16 protein-coding genes are annotated in these 19,772 nt (G+C 41.1%); 1 reads left to right on the forward strand and 15 read right to left on the reverse strand.

Features of this window, described 5'->3' with window-relative positions; all coding sequences use genetic code 11:
• Positions 1-17 precede the first annotated feature (17 nt).
• The 3 genes from mtnK to QZ488_RS06980 all read right to left on the reverse strand — a co-directional run bounded on the left by mtnK (position 18) and on the right by QZ488_RS06980 (position 3,487).
• Positions 18-1,277: an S-methyl-5-thioribose kinase gene (mtnK, locus tag QZ488_RS06970; RefSeq protein WP_293747112.1), complete on the reverse strand. Its 1,260-nt coding sequence runs from the start codon at positions 1,275-1,277 to the stop codon at positions 18-20.
• Positions 1,278-1,346: 69 nt separating this feature from the next.
• On the reverse strand, positions 1,347-2,522 hold the full coding sequence (locus QZ488_RS06975) for a dipeptidase (protein WP_293747113.1): 1,176 nt from the start codon (positions 2,520-2,522) through the stop codon (positions 1,347-1,349).
• 65 nt (positions 2,523-2,587) lie between these two features.
• Positions 2,588-3,487, reverse strand: coding sequence for a LysR family transcriptional regulator (locus QZ488_RS06980; RefSeq protein ID WP_293747114.1), 900 nt, complete (start codon positions 3,485-3,487; stop codon positions 2,588-2,590).
• Between the two features lie 152 nt (positions 3,488-3,639).
• Here QZ488_RS06980 and QZ488_RS06985 point away from each other — a divergent pair, with 152 nt between their 5' ends.
• Positions 3,640-4,638, forward strand: a complete 999-nt coding sequence (locus tag QZ488_RS06985) for an NADP-dependent oxidoreductase (protein WP_293747115.1) — start codon at positions 3,640-3,642, stop codon at positions 4,636-4,638.
• Between the two features lie 67 nt (positions 4,639-4,705).
• Here the strand turns inward: QZ488_RS06985 and mutT are convergent, their stop codons facing one another.
• From mutT to murD, 12 genes are all read right to left on the reverse strand, one after another.
• Positions 4,706-5,107, reverse strand: a complete 402-nt coding sequence (mutT, locus tag QZ488_RS06990) for an 8-oxo-dGTP diphosphatase MutT (protein WP_293747116.1) — start codon at positions 5,105-5,107, stop codon at positions 4,706-4,708.
• Positions 5,108-5,190: 83 nt separating this feature from the next.
• Positions 5,191-7,884 carry a preprotein translocase subunit SecA gene (gene secA, locus QZ488_RS06995; RefSeq protein ID WP_293747117.1) on the reverse strand — a complete coding sequence of 898 codons (2,694 nt, stop codon included), beginning with the start codon at positions 7,882-7,884 and terminating at the stop codon, positions 5,191-5,193.
• 144 nt (positions 7,885-8,028) lie between these two features.
• Positions 8,029-8,937 carry a M23 family metallopeptidase gene (locus QZ488_RS07000; RefSeq protein ID WP_293747118.1) on the reverse strand — a complete coding sequence of 303 codons (909 nt, stop codon included), beginning with the start codon at positions 8,935-8,937 and terminating at the stop codon, positions 8,029-8,031.
• Between the two features lie 293 nt (positions 8,938-9,230).
• Complete coding sequence (gene lpxC, locus QZ488_RS07005; protein WP_293747119.1) at positions 9,231-10,145, reverse strand: UDP-3-O-acyl-N-acetylglucosamine deacetylase; 915 nt, start codon at positions 10,143-10,145, stop codon at positions 9,231-9,233.
• 152 nt (positions 10,146-10,297) lie between these two features.
• The gene (gene ftsZ / locus QZ488_RS07010) at positions 10,298-11,470 is read right to left on the reverse strand and encodes a cell division protein FtsZ (protein WP_293747120.1); all 1,173 of its coding nucleotides are present in this window, start codon (positions 11,468-11,470) and stop codon (positions 10,298-10,300) included.
• A 99-nt stretch (positions 11,471-11,569) separates the two neighbouring features.
• Positions 11,570-12,799: a cell division protein FtsA gene (ftsA, locus tag QZ488_RS07015; RefSeq protein ID WP_293747121.1), complete on the reverse strand. Its 1,230-nt coding sequence runs from the start codon at positions 12,797-12,799 to the stop codon at positions 11,570-11,572.
• A 73-nt stretch (positions 12,800-12,872) separates the two neighbouring features.
• Positions 12,873-13,631, reverse strand: coding sequence for a cell division protein FtsQ/DivIB (locus QZ488_RS07020; RefSeq protein WP_293747122.1), 759 nt, complete (start codon positions 13,629-13,631; stop codon positions 12,873-12,875).
• Complete coding sequence (locus QZ488_RS07025) at positions 13,628-14,590, reverse strand: D-alanine--D-alanine ligase (RefSeq protein WP_293747123.1); 963 nt, start codon at positions 14,588-14,590, stop codon at positions 13,628-13,630. Before QZ488_RS07025 ends, QZ488_RS07020 begins: the two co-directional genes overlap by 4 nt.
• Positions 14,587-16,041, reverse strand: coding sequence for a UDP-N-acetylmuramate--L-alanine ligase (gene murC / locus QZ488_RS07030; protein WP_293747124.1), 1,455 nt, complete (start codon positions 16,039-16,041; stop codon positions 14,587-14,589). Before murC ends, QZ488_RS07025 begins: the two co-directional genes overlap by 4 nt.
• Positions 16,038-17,126 (reverse strand): undecaprenyldiphospho-muramoylpentapeptide beta-N-acetylglucosaminyltransferase, encoded by a 1,089-nt coding sequence (murG, locus tag QZ488_RS07035; RefSeq protein ID WP_293747125.1) that lies wholly within the window; start codon positions 17,124-17,126, stop codon positions 16,038-16,040. The genes murC and murG overlap by 4 nt, the downstream gene beginning before the upstream one ends.
• The gene (gene ftsW / locus QZ488_RS07040; protein WP_293747126.1) at positions 17,119-18,459 is read right to left on the reverse strand and encodes a cell division protein FtsW; all 1,341 of its coding nucleotides are present in this window, start codon (positions 18,457-18,459) and stop codon (positions 17,119-17,121) included. The genes murG and ftsW overlap by 8 nt, the downstream gene beginning before the upstream one ends.
• Positions 18,456-19,763, reverse strand: coding sequence for a UDP-N-acetylmuramoyl-L-alanine--D-glutamate ligase (gene murD / locus QZ488_RS07045; RefSeq protein WP_293747127.1), 1,308 nt, complete (start codon positions 19,761-19,763; stop codon positions 18,456-18,458). The genes ftsW and murD overlap by 4 nt, the downstream gene beginning before the upstream one ends.
• Between the last annotated feature and the right edge of the window lie 9 nt (positions 19,764-19,772).

Raw genomic sequence — 19,772 nt, forward strand, 5'->3', positions numbered from 1 at the left:
TGAAACTTTGCTTTAGATTAAACGTTAAAAACCGTTTCTGAACTGATAACCCCTGCCAATTTATTCACATCAGCTATGTTTTTAAAGGATTGGCGATTAACTAAGATTGTTGTGGCCATTTTGAGCGCTTGTGTTTCTAGTTTAGCCCTCAAGGTATTATCCTCAAATTGCATAAAATCAGCCACTTTTGCCACACCTAAAATTCTACGTATTATTTTGCATGCAGCGAACCCTAGGGACTCGTTTAACAATTGCTGCATAAAAACTTGCCTAAAGGTTTGATGACTGTCGCCGCTCAGATCTTTACCCATAAATGTTTGTTCTTGCTTCAGTTCATGTTCTGACCACAAACATAAGAATTTTTCTTCGAATTTGTACCAAAGCTGGTCAATAGTCTCCAGTAACCATTGGCTATAATTAACAGACTCAGCTGATTTTCGATGTGCATGGGAAAAATAGTTTATGTACAAATTGGCAATCAGAGCGCCAATGTCAAATCCCATGGGGCCAGCAAATGAAAACTCCGGATCAATTACAAAAGTTTGTTGCTCGTTTACCATAACTGAACCGGTATGTAGATCGCCATGAAGTAACGCTTCGGGTTTGTTCATGAATATATATTTCATTTCTGCTACTTGCGCGCGCACAGTTGGATTTTTTTGAATCGAATCAATAACAGACTGAGGTAGAGCTGGGTTGTAATCGTTCATTTCATGATGTTCAAAAGGATAAGTAAATACAAAGTCTTCGGTGATTTGACACATATCCTGATTGCAACTTTTACTGACCATGGCTTTTTTATCGCCCGATGACAGAGCGAAACCAGACGAATAAAATAATGTTTCTGCTAGAAAAGTAGATAAGTCTTCGGCCAATCTAGGTAAATACCGTGCTTGTATTAACTCAGTGCGCAAAATCGCATGTTTACTCAGGTTTTGCATGATAACAACTGACAAAGCTTCAGATTGGTAGTATACCTCTGGCACCATTTCTGGACACACACTAGATTGATAATGTAAGGCGTTAATTTCTGCGGTCATACGTTGACGGGTCAATGGCCACTGCTCACCCATCACTTTAATGTAGGGTGGTGCCTGTTTAACAAAAACCGATTGATTCGGATCTTGTTTGTTAGTCACCACGAAGGCGAAATTCATATTGCCATCGTTTATTTCTTTCACATCTAAATTATCGAAAGAAGAAAACCTCTGCTGAACTGCGGGCAGTGATTGCAGATAATCAATAAGATTACTGTGGTTAAGTTGATAATATTCCATTAAGGGTGGTTTACCTTTGATGACATTGTAATTGGATTAATAGGTTTATTGCCGTTGGTTGAGTTGCCGTTAACCCGGCAAATGTAGTTGCAAGTATCGCAGCATATTACCACCCATCACTTGCTTAATTTGTAGTTCGCTCAGCCCTAAATCTAACAGAGCTTGTGTTAAGTAAATTAACTCCGACGTATCAAAAGGCACACTCGTTGCGCCATCGTAGTCAGAGCCTAGAGCAATATGCTCACTACCGACTAATTCAATGCCATATTTAATCGCTTTAGCAATCTCGATTACGTTTGGCTCACACACGGCACCATCCCAATAACCCACAGCAATAAGTCCGTCGTTGGCTGCAATCTGTTGCATCAAATCATCGGAGATATTCCGTGGTGAAGGGCAATGTCCGTAAAAACCAGTATGGCTAACCAATAAGGGTTGATTACTCATAGCCAATACGTCTTTGACTACTTGTTCGGTTGAATGCGACACATCCACCATAATCCCCAATGATTGCATTTTTTGTATGGCTTCTCGCCCAAAGGTTGTTAATCCCTCACCACTTTCTCCATGTAACGAACCACCTAACTTGTTATCAAAAAAGTGCTGCAAACTCATCATTCTAAAACCACTGTCGAATAAGCGTTGAATATTATTCAAATCACCATCAAGGGCATGTGAGCCTTCAGTGCCTAACAACAAACCCAATAATTGCGGATTCGCTTTTCGCTCTAATATAAATCTTGCAAGTTCGGATTTTGAAGTGATTAGGGAAACATGCTGCGGAAATTCATTCACCAACTCAAGGGCTTTGCCGGCCTGAAATAGTGCTCGTTCAGCCAAACTGTCCCATGTTTTAGCTGGCCAAAGGCTAACTAAGGCTAATTTTGTAATATTGTCACTGGCATCAGTGCTATTTTCTTCATAATTAATACCATCAGGAGACTTAGTCACTGTAGTCAGCATTTGTAAAGCAACGTTACCTTGTTGCAACCTAGGAATATCCATATGACCATAGTCATGCTTATCCATTAAGTCTCGTTTCCACAACAATGTATCGCTGTGCCAGTCACCAATAATCAATTGAGCATGCAAGGTCCGAGCTTGCGCAGATATCACCGGTAAATGTGAGTCGTGCAAAAGATTTGTTTGTTTATCGAGATAAGCGGGGAAAAATACAAAGAAGCCGATTGCAAAAAGAATGACTAAACACGCGGTAATTTTCAAACTGACTTTTTTAAATGGCATACATTTTAATCTACTAGTTAAAAAAGCATGATATAAGATTTATCAGATTGAATAAATATCAAACCTTAATACTTCACCCTTGCCACTAAAAAATCTACCGCAGCTTTTACTTTAGGCACAAGATATCGTTGTTTTTGGTACAACAGATAAACTGCCATATCGTTATTTTGGCTAATTTGCACTTGCGGCTCTATCACTAATTCAACTAATTCACCACTTGCTAGGTGATGAGCAGCAGCCCAACGTGGAGCCATTAACACCCCTTTTCCTTGAGCTGCCAATTCACCTAACCACTTTCCATTATTAGAAACGGCTACTTGCGGCCCCGAGACATCATGCCATTGACCATTGATATTACTTAACCAAGGCGTAGGACCATTAGGCGTGCGAAAATATAAACCTTTGTGCAGCTTTAGTTCAGTTGCATGTTTAGGGTTACCCATCTCAGCTAAATAACTCGGCGCTGCTACGGGGATAAATTGATTGCCCATTAATTTAATCGCTAACACTCGTTCATTGGGTGCATAACCGCCGCGGATAGCCACATCAACATCATCTCGACTCAAAGCTGATAACTCATCGCTTAGACTGACATCTAGAACGATCTCTGGATAAAGCTGACTAAATTCGTCAAGTAGTGGTAGTAAAATCCGCTCGCCAAAGCCCACCATCGAACTAATATGTAAATGCCCCATGGGTTTCGCTTGGTAGCTGCGTACCGCCTCATTACTTTGCTCAAGTTGATTAAGAATATCTAACACCTGACTATAATAACGCTGCCCCACTTCGGTTAATTTCACGTCTCGAGTAGAACGCTTCAACAAAGTAGCGCCTAAGCTATTTTCTAAGTCGGCCACTCGCCTTGATAACGATGAAGGCGGCACGCCAAAAACAACTGCAGCTTTAGTAAAACTGCCCGTTTCTGCTACTTTACTGAAATATCTTAACGCTCTAAATTGATCCATTACACTCTCAAATATTATATTCAAGCCGACATTATTGTCTTTTTAACAATAAAGATAGCGTTTTTCGGCTATATATTTTGCTATTTTATTTAGCAATACTAGCTGCACTTAGATCATATTCTTAATAGTAATCACACATTGGAGTTCTAAATATGAGTACATTTACCGCTATTAATCTAGTTGCCCGACCTGCCCCTGGCCCTATAGGAGCAGAACTTTTTGAAGTCGTGCAAAAACCAATGCCTAGTGTTGGTCCTGGGCAAATTTTAGTTAAACAAACCCATATGTCACTAGATCCAGCGATGGTGGGTTGGATGAGCCCTGATCCAGAAAGTTATATTCCTCCTGTTGGTTTAGGCGAAGTGATGCGCTCTTCTGGCATAGGAGAAGTAGTAGAGAGTAATCACCCCGACTTTACTGTTGGTGAACGTGTCATGGGTATGACGGGATGGACTGAGTACCTATTGAGCACGGGTGAAGGCCTTAGAAAAGTGCAGCCAGGTTTAGACCCTGAAATGGTTTTATCCGTATTTGCTTTACCCGGTTTAACGGCAACTCAAGGTTTATTCGGTTTTGGTAAACCTAAAGCGGGTGAAACCATAGTAGTAAGTGGTGCAGCGGGATCAGTAGGTTCTATTGTAGGCCAGTTAGCCAAAGCAGAAGGGCTAAACGTGGTGGGTGTTGCAGGCTCTGATGAAAAGTGTGACTGGATAGTCAATGAGTTGGGTTTTGATGGTGCGATTAATTACAAAACAGATGATATTGATGCAAAGTTATCTCAGCTAGCTCCTAAGGGTGTAGATATTTACTTTGAAAATACTGGAGGCCCTATCCAACATCACGTTATCAATCATATGAATGCCCATGGTAGAGCAGTGGTGTGCGGTATGATTTCTGATTATACCGCTGATACGCCTAGCGCCGGTCCAAATTGGATACCGATCATCAAAAAACGTATTACTATTCAAGGTTTTGCTATGCCAGACCACTTTGGTCAGCTACCTGAGCTAATTGGTAAACTCACCCCTTATGTCATGCAAGGTAAAATCAAACACCGTGCACATGTATTAAATGGATTAGAGTCAGCTATTGATGGCTTAAATCTATTATTAAGGGGTGGCAATAAAGGTAAGTTAATCGTTAAATTGTAATACTGATTATTAACTTATTCAAAAAGAAGACATCGCAGTGATGTCTTCGAATTTTGGTTAGTTGACACTATTTAGTTTCAATAAATAAACTAACTAATTTATCAATAATCACTTGGTTAGCTTCTGGAAAGGTAAATTGACTTAGGTTAGCGATCTCCATCCATTGACTTTGTTGGCCTTCTTGGTGACTTGCTTGGCCTTCAAACTCTTCTACTAAGCGTACATCTAAGCGTACCTTTTTGTCACCATAGTCATGTTCAATCAGCATAAACTGACTTTGCTTAGTTACCTGTATGCCAATTTCTTCTGATAACTCTCTAGATAATGCTTGTTCAATCGTTTCATTAGCTTCACGCTTACCACCAGGAAATTCCCATTTTCCACCTTGGTGTAAGTTATCTGCTCGTTTGCTGATGTAGATTTTATTACCTTGTTTGATTACACCAACAGCCACTTCAACTACTTTCATTTGAGTCTCTCCAATACCACTTTCCATAAACTAAAAAGTCGGACATAAGTCCGACTTTTTCATTGTCATTTAGTAAGTATGAATTAACTCAATTTACCATGACACTGTTTATACTTTTTACCTGAGCCACAAGGACAAGCGTCATTTCGACCTACCTTGGGACCTTCACGTAATACCTTTTTAGGTTGTTCTGGTTCGCTTGCTGATTCGTGCTCAAAGTTCTTTGGCGTTTCATCAGCCTGACGTCTTTGCTCTTCAACAGCTTCGACATCTTCCTGTGCTTTAACCTGAACTTTACTTAAGATAGTGACCACTTCAACTTTTAGTGCTTCTAACATCTCAGAAAACAGCTCAAAAGACTCGCGTTTATATTCTTGCTTAGGATTTTTTTGCCCATAACTACGCAAGTGAATACCTTGACGAAGATGATCCATAGCAGCCAAATGTTCTTTCCAATGACTGTCTAGGTTTTGCAACATGACGGCTTTTTCAAATTGTTTTATGACTTGTGGACCAACAATTTCTTCTTTCGCTTTATAGGCTGCAGATACTTCTGCCAACACGCGCTCTCGAAGTTTTTCTTCGTACAATTTATCGTCTTCATCCAACCATTGTTGTACAGGCATGTCAGTTAAAAACTCGGCTTTAAATCGTTCTTCTAACCCAGCGATATCCCACATTTCCTCTAATGATTGTGGAGGAATATACTGGTCTAGAATTCCATTTACCACGTCTTCACGAATGACTTCAATTGTTTCGCTGATTTCGCCTTCATCTAATAATTCATTACGTTGCTCGTAAATAACCTTACGTTGATCATTTGCCACATCATCATATTCGAGCAATTGTTTACGCATATCGAAGTTTCGACCTTCAACTTTACGCTGCGCGTTTTCAATCGCACGTGTAACCCAAGGGTGTTCAATCGCTTCGCCGCGCTCCATACCTAAACGCTTCATCATATTGCCCATTTTTTCCGAGGCAAATATACGCATTAACGCGTCATCTAATGACAAGTAAAAACGTGAAGAACCAGCATCACCTTGACGACCTGAGCGGCCACGTAGCTGATTATCGATTCGGCGTGACTCATGACGTTCTGTGCCGATAATATGCAAACCACCCGATGCGAGTACAGCATCATGAGCGACTTTCCATTCTTCTTTAATCTTTTCTACTTTAGCGGGTTTAGGATCGTTAATTTTGTCCAATTCAGCCTGCCAATTACCACCTAAAACGATATCAGTTCCACGGCCTGCCATATTCGTAGCAATAGTAATGGCACCAGGTTTACCGGCCTGTGAAACAATGTCCGCTTCTTGTTCGTGAAATTTGGCATTCAATACTTTGTGCGGTATTTTTGCTTTTTTCAGGATCCCTGAAATCAGTTCCGAATTTTCAATGGATACTGTCCCCACCAACGCTGGTTGACCGCGTTTGACACAATCTTTTATATCTTCAACAATCGCTTCGTATTTCTCTTCAGCGGTCAAAAATATCAAGTCGGCCTTATCAATACGTACCATAGGTTTATTAGTGGGGATAACAACTGTATCTAAACCGTAAATACTTTGAAATTCGAACGCTTCAGTATCAGCTGTACCTGTCATACCAGAAAGTTTGTCGTACAAACGGAAATAATTCTGGAAGGTAATAGAGGCTAAGGTTTGGTTTTCATTCTGTATATTGACACCTTCTTTAGCTTCTACAGCTTGATGTAAACCTTCCGACCAACGACGTCCCTCCATGGTCCGTCCAGTATGCTCATCAACGATAACAATTTCGTTATCCTTAACAATATAATCCACATCTCTGGCAAAAAGTTTGTGTGCTCGCAGTGCTGCATTAACATGATGCAATAATGAAATATTGGCCGCTGCAAACAAAGATTCCTCTTCTGGTAAAATGCCTTCTCGCTGTAAAACTTGCTCTACAAATATTTGACCATTTTCTGTCAAGTGGATTTGTTTACCTTTTTCATCAATGGTGTAGTGACCGTCGCCTGCTTCACCTTCTTCATCTTCTTTTTCTTGCTTGACGAGCTCAGGAATAATGACGTTAATTTTACGGTATAACTCAGAGCTATCTTCAGCTTGTCCAGAAATAATCAAAGGTGTACGCGCTTCATCGATTAGTATTGAGTCAACTTCATCAATTACCGCAAAATGTAAGGCTTTTTGAACACGATCGCCCGGACTAAACGCCATGTTGTCTCTTAAATAATCGAAACCAAATTCGTTATTTGTTCCGTAGGTAATATCGGCTGCATAAGCTTCTTTTTTCTGCTCATGATTCATACCGGGAATATTACAACCTACCGTTAAGCCTAAAAATTCGAATAACGGCCGACTCCAATCGGCATCACGACTGGCTAAGTAGTCATTAACGGTAATAACATGCACACCTTTACCAGATATCGCATTTAGGTAGGAAGGCAAGGTTGAGGTCAATGTTTTACCTTCCCCTGTGCGCATTTCAGCAATTTCACCTTGGTGTAACACTTGCCCCCCAAGCATTTGTACATCAAAGTGACGCATTCCAAATACTCGTTTACTCGCTTCACGCACAACAGCAAAAGCTTCAACCATAATATCTTCTGTGGTCTGCTCTTTTTCTAAGCGTTGTCTAAATTCGCTCGTTTTATCCTTAAGTTGCTCATCAGTTAAGGCTTCGTATTCAGTTTCTAGCTGATTGATAAGGACAACAGACTTGCCGAGCTTTTTGATAGTACGGTCGTTACGGCTGCCAAAAATTTTGGTGAAAATACTAGAAAACATCGATTTACAGCTTCCAATCTAAAGGATTAATAATTTTACTTGTACACAAATTTACCAACAATTTATGAACAAACCCTGTACTAAAATAAAACAATCGGCTCATAGAGCCGATTGTCGATAATAAATTTATGCACCCGCAAAATGCTAGGAGCTTTTTCGATATACGTAAGGCAACGGATCTTGCTGTTTACCTTTTTGTATCACCTCATAATGCACATGGGCTCCGGTAGAGCGCCCCGTATTACCCATTACAGCAATACTTTGCCCTTTCGTTACCACGTCACCAATCTTAACATTAAGTTCTTTATTGTGCCCGTAACGCGTGACTAACCCATTACCATGATCGATTTCGACTAACTCGCCATAACCATAACGAGTACCAGACCATGTGATAATACCTGCACCTGTTGCCAGAACGGGTTCACCTTCTTTTCCTGCAAAATCAAGGCCTTTATGCATTGCAGGCAAACCACTAAATGGGTCTTTACGTATTCCATAGTAAGAAGATAACCAACCAGAGGATATAGGTTTACCCTCTAATCTGCTCTCTTGATTTATATGGTGACTTAACATGATAGATTCAAGGGCGGTAAGTTCTTGTGCTTTATTTTGTATTTTTTCAAGCATATCGGTCATTTTCGATAACAGCTCATCTTGCACTTGAATTTCTACTGGGCTGTTGTCGGCAGGACCGCCCATAGCGGGTATTTGATTAAAACTAAATTCATCTGGGTTGAGGTTTGCTTGTTCTACCAATCTAGACCCTAACGCATCTAAGCGTTGAATTTGACTCTGCATATCTGCCAACTTAAGCATCATGCCAGTCATGCGTTGCTCTGTAGATGTTTTAAGTAAGTCGACTTCGCTGGCTTGTTGTTCTAACCCCGATTTAGCATGCTGGATCCTAGCAATGTTTTCTTCTGGGGAGTGGGTAGAACGGCTGGAAACAAGAAAAAAACCGCTTATCACTAATAGCGATAACAGCAATTTTTGCTTATTTATGTTTAGCACAAAACGTGCTTTATTACTTTTAAAGAGTAACGTTAATGTCATTACTATTGACTGCCTTTTCAACATGGACTCAATATACCGTTAAGCTTAATTCACTAACACCTAAACTAACAGCATTTCAAGTTATACTAATCACAACATACTGTTGATTTTTTATACGTATCGGTTCCCTGTTTGGGATACTTTAATTGGCTTCAAATCAAAAGGTTAAGATTAATACATTAAATATTGGTATTTGTACTAGCAGAGTATCATACAGCTGCGCCAAATATTATTGATAAGTTTACAAAAATATTAATCGTCTAGGTAAAACCCTAGAGTCGAACGAAAAACGATTAGTGTGTGAGTAATGCTGATGCAAAACGAATAGGCATTTCTTCTGGTGTGTCGTAACTCACAAATTCCCAACATTCTTTGTTTTGCAACATAGCATTGAGTAATTTGTTGTTTAAACCATGGCCTGTCTTATATGCCACTAGTTCACCAATGATACTGTGACCACCTAAATATAAGTCACCGATTGCATCGAGTATTTTGTGTTTTAAAAATTCATCCGCATAACGCAATCCTTCAGGATTTAACACGCGATATTCATCTAACGCCACAGCATTTTCCATGCTGCCACCCAAGGCTAAATTGTGCGAGTTCATATATTCAAGATCTTTCATAAATCCAAATGTACGCGCACGACTGACTTCATCTACATAAGAAGAAGAGTCAAAATCTAGCACCATATGTTGGCGAGTTTGACTGATGACGGGATGTTCAAAATCGATCCTAAAATCAACCCTAAAACCATCATAAGGACGAAGCTCGGCCCATTTATCGCCGTCTTCTACCTTGATGGATTGTTTAATTTTTATAAACTGTTTGGGTGCATTAATTTCTTCAATGCCAGCTGATTGCAACAAAAAGATAAACGGACTCGCACTACCATCCATGATAGGTAACTCATCGCTGTCCACTTCTACAATAATATTATCGATACCTAATCCAGCTAAAGCTGACGCTAAGTGTTCCACAGTAGAAATTGTCGCACCATCAGCATTACTAATGCATGTACACAGCATAGTATCGCCTACCGCATCTGCGCGAGCGGGAATATCAGCATAAGGCTCAAGATCAATGCGGCGAAATACAATTCCAGTATTCGCAGGCGCTGGCCGGAGAGTCATAGTGACCTTGTCACCTTTATGCAGTCCAATCCCTGTCTCTTGGACAGATTGTTTGATGGTGCGTTGTTTAATCATAACCTTTAGTTCAATAGCTCATAACGGTATAAAAAGCGGCGCGTATAGTACTTAAAACACTTAGCATTGTCAAAAAACTGTCAGATTTAACATAGTGATTCACCTTGACCACTCAATAGACTGTTTCAATACAAAATAATTCATTTTAATAACTAGTCAGCTTGTTTACGTAAAAATGCCGGAATATCTAAATATTCCAAATCATTTCCTTGCTCTACTTTTTCTTCGTTCACTACGGTTTTTGCTGATTCAGGCATCACACTAGCACTAGGCATCACGTTAGAGCCGTTAGCTTGCAGTTTGAACTCGTTAGTATCGGCAATTACCTTACTTGCTCTATTTGAGACCAAAGAGATGTCTGGTTTCTTTTCAGCGCCAATACCTGTAGCGACAACGGTTACGCGCAACTCGTCGCTCATTTCCATGTCGATAACGGTACCCACAACAACAGTGGCGTTTTCAGAAGCAAAGGCTTTAACAGCATTACCCACAGTTTCAAACTCATCAATGGAGAAGTCTGGGCCTGCAGTGATATTGACCAAAATACCTCTAGCACCAGACAAATCGATATCTTCTAATAAAGGACAAGCAATAGCACTTTCAGACGCTTCTTCAGCACGATCTTCACCCGATGCACTGCCATGGCCCATCATTGCGGTACCCATTTCAGACATAACGGTTCTTACATCGGCGAAATCCACGTTAATTAAACCAGGACGCGTAATAAGTTCTGCAATACCTTGTACAGCACCACTTAATATATCGTTAGCCGCACTAAAAGCTTGTAACAATGGCGTGCCTTTACCCATCACTTTGAGTAATTTTTCATTCGGGATGGTAATCAAAGAATCAACATATTTTGATAACTCTTCTATGCCTTGATCAGCAAAGTCTGTGCGTTTTCTGCCTTCAAATGGGAAAGGTTTAGTCACAACAGCTACGGTCAAAATACCTAGCTCTTTGGCGACTTTGGCCACTTCTGGCGCAGCGCCTGTGCCTGTACCACCACCCATACCAGCTGTGATAAATACCATGTCAGCGCCTTCAAGGCTTTGACGTATAGTTTCTCTGTCTTCTTCTGCTGCTTGGCGACCGATATTTGGATTAGCACCTGCGCCTAAACCTTTAGTTACACCAGAACCAATTTGCAACGTGACGTTTGCCGAAGAACTACGCAACACCTGCGCATCAGTATTGATGGCGATAAATTCTACCCCTTCAATATTCTGTGCCACCATGTGCTCAATTGCATTACCGCCACCACCACCAACGCCAATAACTTTGATGACTGCTTCTTCGCTATGACTATCCATTAACTCAAACATTTTTACTCTCCGGTTTGTACATAAAAGCAGTCAGGAATTCATCCTTGCCTGCTGCCCATTTTTTTTTATCGTTTAAAGTATGTGTTTAAAGACCAATTCTTAGAACTCACCCTTGAACCAACTTTGAATCCTTTGCCATACACCATCACTTGCCTTATTTTTCGAAGCAAGCTGACTGATGACATGTTCTTTTCCGTATTGCAGTAAACCTACTGCTGTTGCAAATTTGGCATCTTCGACGTATTCAGATAACCCTTTCATTCCTAAGGGGTCACCAACGCGAACAGGCATTTGGAAGATTTCTTCAGCAAACTCAACTGCCCCTTCCATTTTTGCTGTGCCACCGGTTAATACTATGCCCGCGGCAATTTGTTCTTCTAATCCACTGCCACGTATTTCGTCATGCACCAATTCAAATAACTCTTGGTAACGTGGCTCAATAACCTCTGCCAATGTATGTCTAGACATGGCTCTAGAAGGCCTACCTCCCACACTATGCACTTCAATATTTTCTTCCATGCTGACCATGTCTTTTAAGGCACAGGCATAGTTAATTTTAATCTCTTCAGCATGACTGATAGGAGTACGGAATATTTTGGCGATATCACTGGTAATCTGATTACCTGCTGCGGGAATAACCGCAGTATGCCGAATAGCACCATCAGTGTAGATAACCATATCGATAGTACCGCCACCGATATCCACTACGCATACACCTAATTCTTTTTCATCATCGGTTAACACGGCATAACTAGACGCCAGGGCTGAAAAAATTAATTGGTCAGCAGTTAATTCACAACGTTCAACACATTTAACCAAATTCTTGGCCATGTCATCGGCACAAGTAATAATGTGCGCTTGCGCTTCCATTCTGACGCCGGACATTCCAATCGGATTTTTAATGCCTTCTTGTACATCAATAGTAAATTCTTGGGGTAATACGTGTAACAAACGACGCTCAGCAGCGATAGGTACAGATCGCGCAGCATGTACTACATTGTCTACATCTTCCTGCGTCACTTCCTGATTATTAATCGGCACCATGCCACTTTCGTTTTGGCACTTTACATGGCGACCAGAAATCGCCATAAACACAGAAGAAACACTGCAGTCTGCCATCAGTTCCATTTCGTGCACCGCACGTTTAACTGATTGCACCACAAGGTTGAGGTCGTTTACGCCTCCCTTATCCATACCTTTAGACGCATGACTACCTACACCCACAATGCTAATGGAGTTGTCATGTAACAACTCACCAACTACGGCTTTCACATTGCTGGTGCCAATGTCTAAGCCAACAATTAGCTTTCTTTCTGTACCCTTAGACATATTGTCCCGCTCTCACTATCATCACACTCACGTTAATTTTATCTCTTTTATCCAGTTATTATACTGGTCCAGTTTATGCTGCTTTATCTAAGGTCTTCCAACCTACGGCTAATCCTGTGTCGTAACGCAAGTCAACATAATCGACTTGTCGGTCTTGCTGCGAAATAAGCGGCAATAAATCCACAAATCGCTGTAATCGGCCAATAAACTCAGTGCGGCCTAAATTCAATTTAATGCCATTATTTAACTGAACATTCCAAGCAAAACGCTCACTTAAAAACATTTCCACAATATACAAATTTGACGTTTCTAATAACGATTGCATATTACGGTAACCCTGCAAGGCAGTCTGTTCGCTGCCACCCGGTCCATATAAATTAGGTAGGGTTATTTTTGAATTTAAATCAACAGCACTAATTTGCGCGTCAAACGCATCACCGTATTGGTTTAGTAGCATATCCCCGTTCCAAATAGCCGCCGGCTGTTGCTCAACCACAAAAATTTCTAAACCACTTGGCCAGCGCTTTCTAACGGACGCTCGATATACCCATGGCATAGCTTCAACCGTTTGGTGAGTTTGATTTACATCTAACTCAAAAAAACTGCCCGGTTGTGATTGTTTGATCAACGCGACTATCTGTTGATCATCAATAACTACTCTATCCCCAGAAACCACAATGTCCTGTACAGGTGCTTGTTGTTCATCTTCCAACCAAGCATTCAATTTAGCCACAGCAAATACTAAAAGCAGCAATAAACAGACAAAAAACGCCAGTCCCATAAAAAAATGCGAACTTTTACGTGGTTTATCTAAAGCTGCCACTTCACTCATCTGCAAACCTCGGTAGTCTTAAGCACAGCTAAAGACAACTCAGCAAAGCTCATTCCGGACTGCTTTGCTGCCAATGGCACCAAACTTTTTTCAGTCATACCAGGCACGGTATTCGCTTCTAATAAATAAAAGCGACCTAACTTATCCTGCATAAAATCCACGCGGCCCCAGCCTGATCCTGCCAAAGCATCAAAAGCCTCAAGCGCTAATTCACTCAGCTGAGCTTCTTGTTTATCAGGCAAACCACTAGGGCAGCTATATACAGTACTATCTGCTTGGTATTTTGCAGTGTAATCATAAAAATCACGGGGAGTGGACATACTGATAGATGGCAAAGCACTGCCATTCAATATGCTAACGGTATATTCAGAACCATGAACGAACTGCTCTATCAAGACTTTATCATCATATTTGAATGCGTCTTTAATGGCAGTTTCTAGTTGTAGCGCACTATTCACTTTGGCCATACCTATGCTGGACCCCTCCTGCGCAGGTTTGACCATTACCTCATTCCCCAAGTCGGCCATTATAGCCTCGCATGATCCCGCATCAAAGCTTCTTTTATCAGCTATTTTATATTTTGCTGTTGGTAAGCCTAAACTCTGCCATACCTGCTTGCTACGGATCTTATCCATACATAACGCAGAACCTAATACGCCGGTTCCTGAGTAAGGCAAATTAAGCTGTTGCAGTGCGCCTTGCAATGAACCATCTTCCCCCCCTCGGCCATGCAGCATAATCACAACCCGCTCGAATTTTTCAGCTAACAAATCAGTTAATGGGTGCTCTGACGGGTCGAAAGCGTGTGCATCCACACCCATAGCAAGCAGCCCAGACAATACCGCTTTACCTGAATTAAGAGACACTTCTCTTTCAGCTGATGTACCACCATACATCACAGCGACTTTGCCATAATGATGGGAATCTAAATTAGCAGATGTTAAATGCTGTTCACTCAAGTCTCTAACCCTTTACTTAATAATGCTGGTTCTAATTTGTTTGTTTGCAAAAACTGGGCGATTTGGCCAATATTGCCTGCCCCTTGAGTCAGCACAATATCTTGATCGTTTAGACTTTCAGCTAACAATTTAGGCAATTCAGAAATGTCTGATACATAAATAGGCTCAAGTTGCCCACGTTGACGAATAGAACGGCAAAGTGAACGACTATCCGCTCCATCAATGGGCTCTTCTCCAGCGGAATACACTTCTAGTAATAACAACACATCGACCTGCGACAGCACTTTTACAAAATCTTCATATAAGTCTCGGGTACGAGTAAAACGATGTGGTTGATAGGCCATGACTAAACGCCTATCAGGCCAATTGTTTTTTGCTACAGCTATAGTTGCTGCCACCTCTGTTGGGTGATGTCCATAGTCATCTATTAAAATCGCTTGGCCTTTAGACGTTGCATAATCGCCTAAAAATTCGAAACGCCTACCGATACCTGAAAATCCTGCTAGGGCTTTCACAATATATTCGTCTTCTAGCCCTTCATCAGTCGCTACTGCGATAGCTGCCAAAGAATTCAGTACATTGTGATGTCCTGGAATATTAACCGTAATAGTTAGTGCAGGTAAGTTTTCACGCAACACATCAAAGGTACTTTGATTAAAACCTAATTGGATATTTACAGCGCGCACATCCGCCGTCTCAGAAACACCATAGGTGATATATTTACGACCGACCCTTGGCAACAGCTTTTGAATAACGGGATCATCAATACACAATACTGCCAAACCGTAAAAAGGTAAGTTGTGCAGAAAATCAATATAGGTATCCTGCATCTTTTGGAAGTCACCTTGATAGGTTTCCATATGATCTGCTTCGATGTTGGTTACCACAGACACCATAGGTTGCAGATGCACAAAAGAAGCATCACTTTCATCCGCTTCGGCGATGAGATATTGGCTATCGCCTAGTCGAGCATTGGTGCCGGCACTATTTAACAAACCACCAATCACAAAAGTAGGATCTAGTTTAGCCTCGGCGAAAATAGTTGAAATGAGACTAGTAGTAGTTGTTTTTCCATGGGTGCCTGCGACAGCAATACCATGGCGAAAACGCATCAATTCCGCCAACATTTCGGCACGGCGTATAACCGGAATACGCTTCTCATTAGCGGCGCTTATTTCGGGGTTACTATGGTCAATGGCACTCGACACAACCACTACATTTGCCAGCTCAATATTACTGGCTAGATGTCCAAAATAAATAGTCGCCCCTAAATTCTGTAATCTTTCTGTCATGCCATTGGCCTGACGATCAGAGCCTGAAATAGCATAACCTTCATTCAGTAATACTTCGGCAATGCCGCCCATGCCTGCACCACCTATCCCGACAAAATGAATATGTTTAATTCTACGCATTTCGGGTACGTGATAATGAGCTGGTGTTTCTATATTCATGCTGCTTTCTCGCTAAATTCAATACAACAATGCGCGACTTGTTTTGCAGCATCCAAACGAGCAACGGTTTTAGCACGTTTGCCCATGTCTATTAATGTGCTTGGCGATTGCACATATTCTTGTATTAGTGTGTGTAACTTGTGAACTGTAAGTTCACTTTGAGGTAATAAACGTGCCGCATGCACGTTTGCCAAAGACTGGGCGTTTTTAGTTTGGTGGTCGTCAACCGCATAAGGCAAAGGTACAAATATTGCCGCGACCCCCGCTGCCGCCACTTCAGCTACAGTTAATGCGCCAGCTCGGCAAATGACCAGATCGGCCCAAGCATAAGCTGCGGGAATATCATCAATAAACTCTGTAATTTGATAAGTATTTTCTGCAATTGCTTGTTGAGTGTATGTATACTTTACACTGGCTAAATGACCAGCTCCTGTTTGATGTCGTACATTGACTTGTTTTATGTCAACCAATGCCAAAGGTATGTTTTCATTTAACACTTGTGCACCCAAACTACCGCCAATAACAAGCAAATTGAGCGGTAAATCAACACTTGTTTTAACTGGTAATTCTGCAAACTCTTGACGTACTGGATTACCGACCCACGTATATTTAGGATTTTCCCCTAATTGTTGTTCAGGAAAAGTTTTATCAAAGCCAGTAAAGACTTTCCTAGCAATACGCGATAACAGTTTATTAGTTAACCCGGGTACTGCATTTTGTTCATGTAAAATTAAAGGTAAACCATTCAACCATGCAGCTACACCGCCTGGTCCACTGGCAAAGCCCCCCATACCGATAACAACATGAGGTTGAAATTGTTTAATCACCTTATGTGCTTGTATAGTTGCTTTAATAATCTTAAACGGTGCCAATAACAAAGTACCAATGCCATTTTTACGCACACCTACTACATCAATAAAACTGATAGGATAACCAGCTTGTGGGACTATTTGAGCCTCCATACGTCCAGCCGTGCCTAACCAATGAATTTGCCAATTTTGCGCTGCCAATTCAGCAGCCACCGCTAAACCAGGAAAAACATGCCCACCGGTTCCACCAGCCATAACGAGTAAACGTTTAGTCATTTAGGCCTCCTGCTTTTGAACTTGGGTAAGGCTCTAACTGCGCCTCTTCAATTACATTTTCCAAAGCAGAATTTACTTTTTGTTTAGCTTTACTGACTAACGCTCTTTTTTTACCTTTCGCGGCACTTGATTTGTTGATCGCTTGTATACCGTCTACTCGCATTTCAAAATCAATACGCACCAAAATTGCTACTGCTATAGACATCACTATCATGCTTGAGCCACCGTAGCTTAATAACGGAAAAGTTAGCCCTTTAGTGGGCAGAATACCGGCACTCGCACCTACGTTGACAGCTGTTTGTAAACTAAACCAAATACCAATCGAATAAGCTAAATAAGCTTCAAAGGGACGTTCTTTACGCAAGGCTAAATTGCCCATTTTCATGGCTTTCATGACAATAACCAACATGATGACCAAAACGCTCAAAACACCAGCGAAACCCAATTCTTCAGCTAAAATGGCCATAATAAAATCAGTGTGTGCTTCGGGCAAATATTCTAATTTTTGTAGACTATTACCTAAGCCTTGCCCAAACACATCTCCACGGCCATAAGCCATCAATGATTGAGTTAATTGATAACCACTACCAAATGGGTCAGCCCATGGGTCTAAAAATGAAGTAATACGCCTGACTCTGTATTCTTCAAACACAATAAGCAACACTACAGCCAAGGTGCCAGCTATGGCTAAACTGAAAAACTGCCATAATTTAGCTCCAGCCAAAAACAACAAACCAATAGTGGTGAATAACATAACCACTACAGTACCTAAGTCAGGTTGTAACAGTAGTAATAAGGCAAGGGCAAAAAACACGACAAGGGGTTTAATAAAACCTTTTATATTTTCTGTTACTTCTTCGTATCGGCGCACAAGGTACCCAGCCAAATAACAAAAGAAAAACAACTTAGCGGGTTCGGCGGCCTGAATCGTTATAGGGCCAACCACTAACCAACGAGTACTACCATTAACAGTGCGTCCTATGATTAACACTGAAATCAATAAAGCTACGGCCAAAAGTAACAACCAGACATTACTCATACGCCACCAGCGCATGGGTATTTGCATAACAATCATGGCTGATATCATCGCCAGCACAATATAAATTCCATGGCGAATAGCAAAGTGAAATGGATTGCCAAATAACCTATCTGCCACTGGCATTGAAGCGGACGTTACTACAACTAAGCCTATGGTTAACAAAGAAATAGCTAACAGTATGAGTGAGTGATCATATGGCTGAATATTGGCTTGAATCGGAGTATGTGTATTGTCATGTTTAGACACAAACAATTGTCTAAGAGATGTCATTTTTGTTTCAATCATTGCACTCATGCTGCCAGCTCCTGCACAGCTTGAGCAAAATATTCGCCCCGTTGTTGGTAGCTAACAAACATATCTAAACTGGCGCATGCTGGTGAGAGCAACACTACATCCCCTGCCTGGCTATGTTTAGCCGCCACTTCAACAGCTTCTTCAATACTCTTTACTTTTACGTTGTTTGCATGCAATCGCGCTATTTCATCGCCGTCTTTACCAAGGGTTATGAGTAGCCCTACAGATTGCGTTAAGCACTGTTGCATAACAGAAAAGTCTGCACCTTTGCCGTCACCTCCAGCAATCAGAATCAATTTACCTTGGATATTGGAAACTAATCCATTAATTGCAGCTAAAGTAGCACCAACATTTGTCGCTTTAGAATCATTGATCCAGCACACATCATTATACTTTGAGACTGTTTGACATCGATGCGCTAATCCACCGAACGCTTGAGCACCTTGTCGGATGCTGCCGTCATCTAAGCCAAAAACTTTGGCTAAAGAAGCTGCAGCCTGTATGTTCAACATGTTGTGAGCACCCACTAACAGACAACTTTTGCTGTCTAAGAAAACCTTACCGTCATACAAAATACTGGCTTGAGTATTATCCCAAGAAAAACCAGTCGCACTTTTGGATAACCCATAACTTATGGTTGCTTTTGCGTTTACTGGATAAGACAGAATATCGTCTCTATTACAGACCATAAATTGACAATGTTGATACACTTTGAGTTTGATTTTCTGGTAAGTCGACAAATCACCATGGCGGTCTAAGTGATCTTCAGTAATGTTTAATACCGTTGCCACAAAAGGCCTAAAAGAGTAGGTGGTTTCTAACTGAAAGCTCGACAATTCAAGCACAATCACATCGGCCGATTGCTCTAACAAATCCAAAACAGGCACGCCAATATTGCCGCCCATCAACACCTTTTTACCTGCGGCTTTACACATATCTACAACAAGGCGAGTAACAGTAGATTTGCCATTTGAACCTGTAATCGCAATTACCGGACAAGTGTTAAACTGCGCAAATAATTCAATATCACCAATCACATGCACACCAGATTCTAGGGCATTTTGAATAGCTGGGGTGTTTAGATCGACACCTGGGCTTAGCACTATTAAGTCGGCTTGAGTTAACTTGCTAATATTCAACTCACCTAGAAATAAAGGTATATCTAAGCTAAGTGTTAATTCACTGCGGCTGTCCATGGCAGTAACATGTGCACCTTTAGCCAATAAAAATCGTACGCAAGATAAGCCTGTCAGGCCCATTCCTACTACTACGATATTTTTATTAGCTAAAGTTAGTTTGTTCACTGTTAAATT

Source organism: uncultured Paraglaciecola sp. (assembly GCF_913020055.1).
Lineage (GTDB): Bacteria > Pseudomonadota > Gammaproteobacteria > Enterobacterales > Alteromonadaceae > Paraglaciecola.

Excerpts from the sequence above, each read along its gene's own strand:
- mtnK (WP_293747112.1), bottom strand. The coding sequence starts at position 1,277 with ATGGAATATTATCAACTTAACCACAGTAATCTTATTGATTATCTGCAA.
- QZ488_RS06975 (WP_293747113.1), bottom strand. The coding sequence starts at position 2,522 with ATGCCATTTAAAAAAGTCAGTTTGAAAATTACCGCGTGTTTAGTCATT.
- QZ488_RS06980 (WP_293747114.1), bottom strand. The coding sequence starts at position 3,487 with ATGGATCAATTTAGAGCGTTAAGATATTTCAGTAAAGTAGCAGAAACG.
- QZ488_RS06985 (WP_293747115.1), top strand. The coding sequence starts at position 3,640 with ATGAGTACATTTACCGCTATTAATCTAGTTGCCCGACCTGCCCCTGGC.
- mutT (WP_293747116.1), bottom strand. The coding sequence starts at position 5,107 with ATGAAAGTAGTTGAAGTGGCTGTTGGTGTAATCAAACAAGGTAATAAA.
- secA (WP_293747117.1), bottom strand. The coding sequence starts at position 7,884 with ATGTTTTCTAGTATTTTCACCAAAATTTTTGGCAGCCGTAACGACCGT.
- QZ488_RS07000 (WP_293747118.1), bottom strand. The coding sequence starts at position 8,937 with ATGACATTAACGTTACTCTTTAAAAGTAATAAAGCACGTTTTGTGCTA.
- lpxC (WP_293747119.1), bottom strand. The coding sequence starts at position 10,145 with ATGATTAAACAACGCACCATCAAACAATCTGTCCAAGAGACAGGGATT.
- ftsZ (WP_293747120.1), bottom strand. The coding sequence starts at position 11,470 with ATGTTTGAGTTAATGGATAGTCATAGCGAAGAAGCAGTCATCAAAGTT.
- ftsA (WP_293747121.1), bottom strand. The coding sequence starts at position 12,799 with ATGTCTAAGGGTACAGAAAGAAAGCTAATTGTTGGCTTAGACATTGGC.
- QZ488_RS07020 (WP_293747122.1), bottom strand. The coding sequence starts at position 13,631 with ATGAGTGAAGTGGCAGCTTTAGATAAACCACGTAAAAGTTCGCATTTT.
- murC (WP_293747124.1), bottom strand. The coding sequence starts at position 16,041 with ATGAATATAGAAACACCAGCTCATTATCACGTACCCGAAATGCGTAGA.
- murG (WP_293747125.1), bottom strand. The coding sequence starts at position 17,126 with ATGACTAAACGTTTACTCGTTATGGCTGGTGGAACCGGTGGGCATGTT.
- ftsW (WP_293747126.1), bottom strand. The coding sequence starts at position 18,459 with ATGAGTGCAATGATTGAAACAAAAATGACATCTCTTAGACAATTGTTT.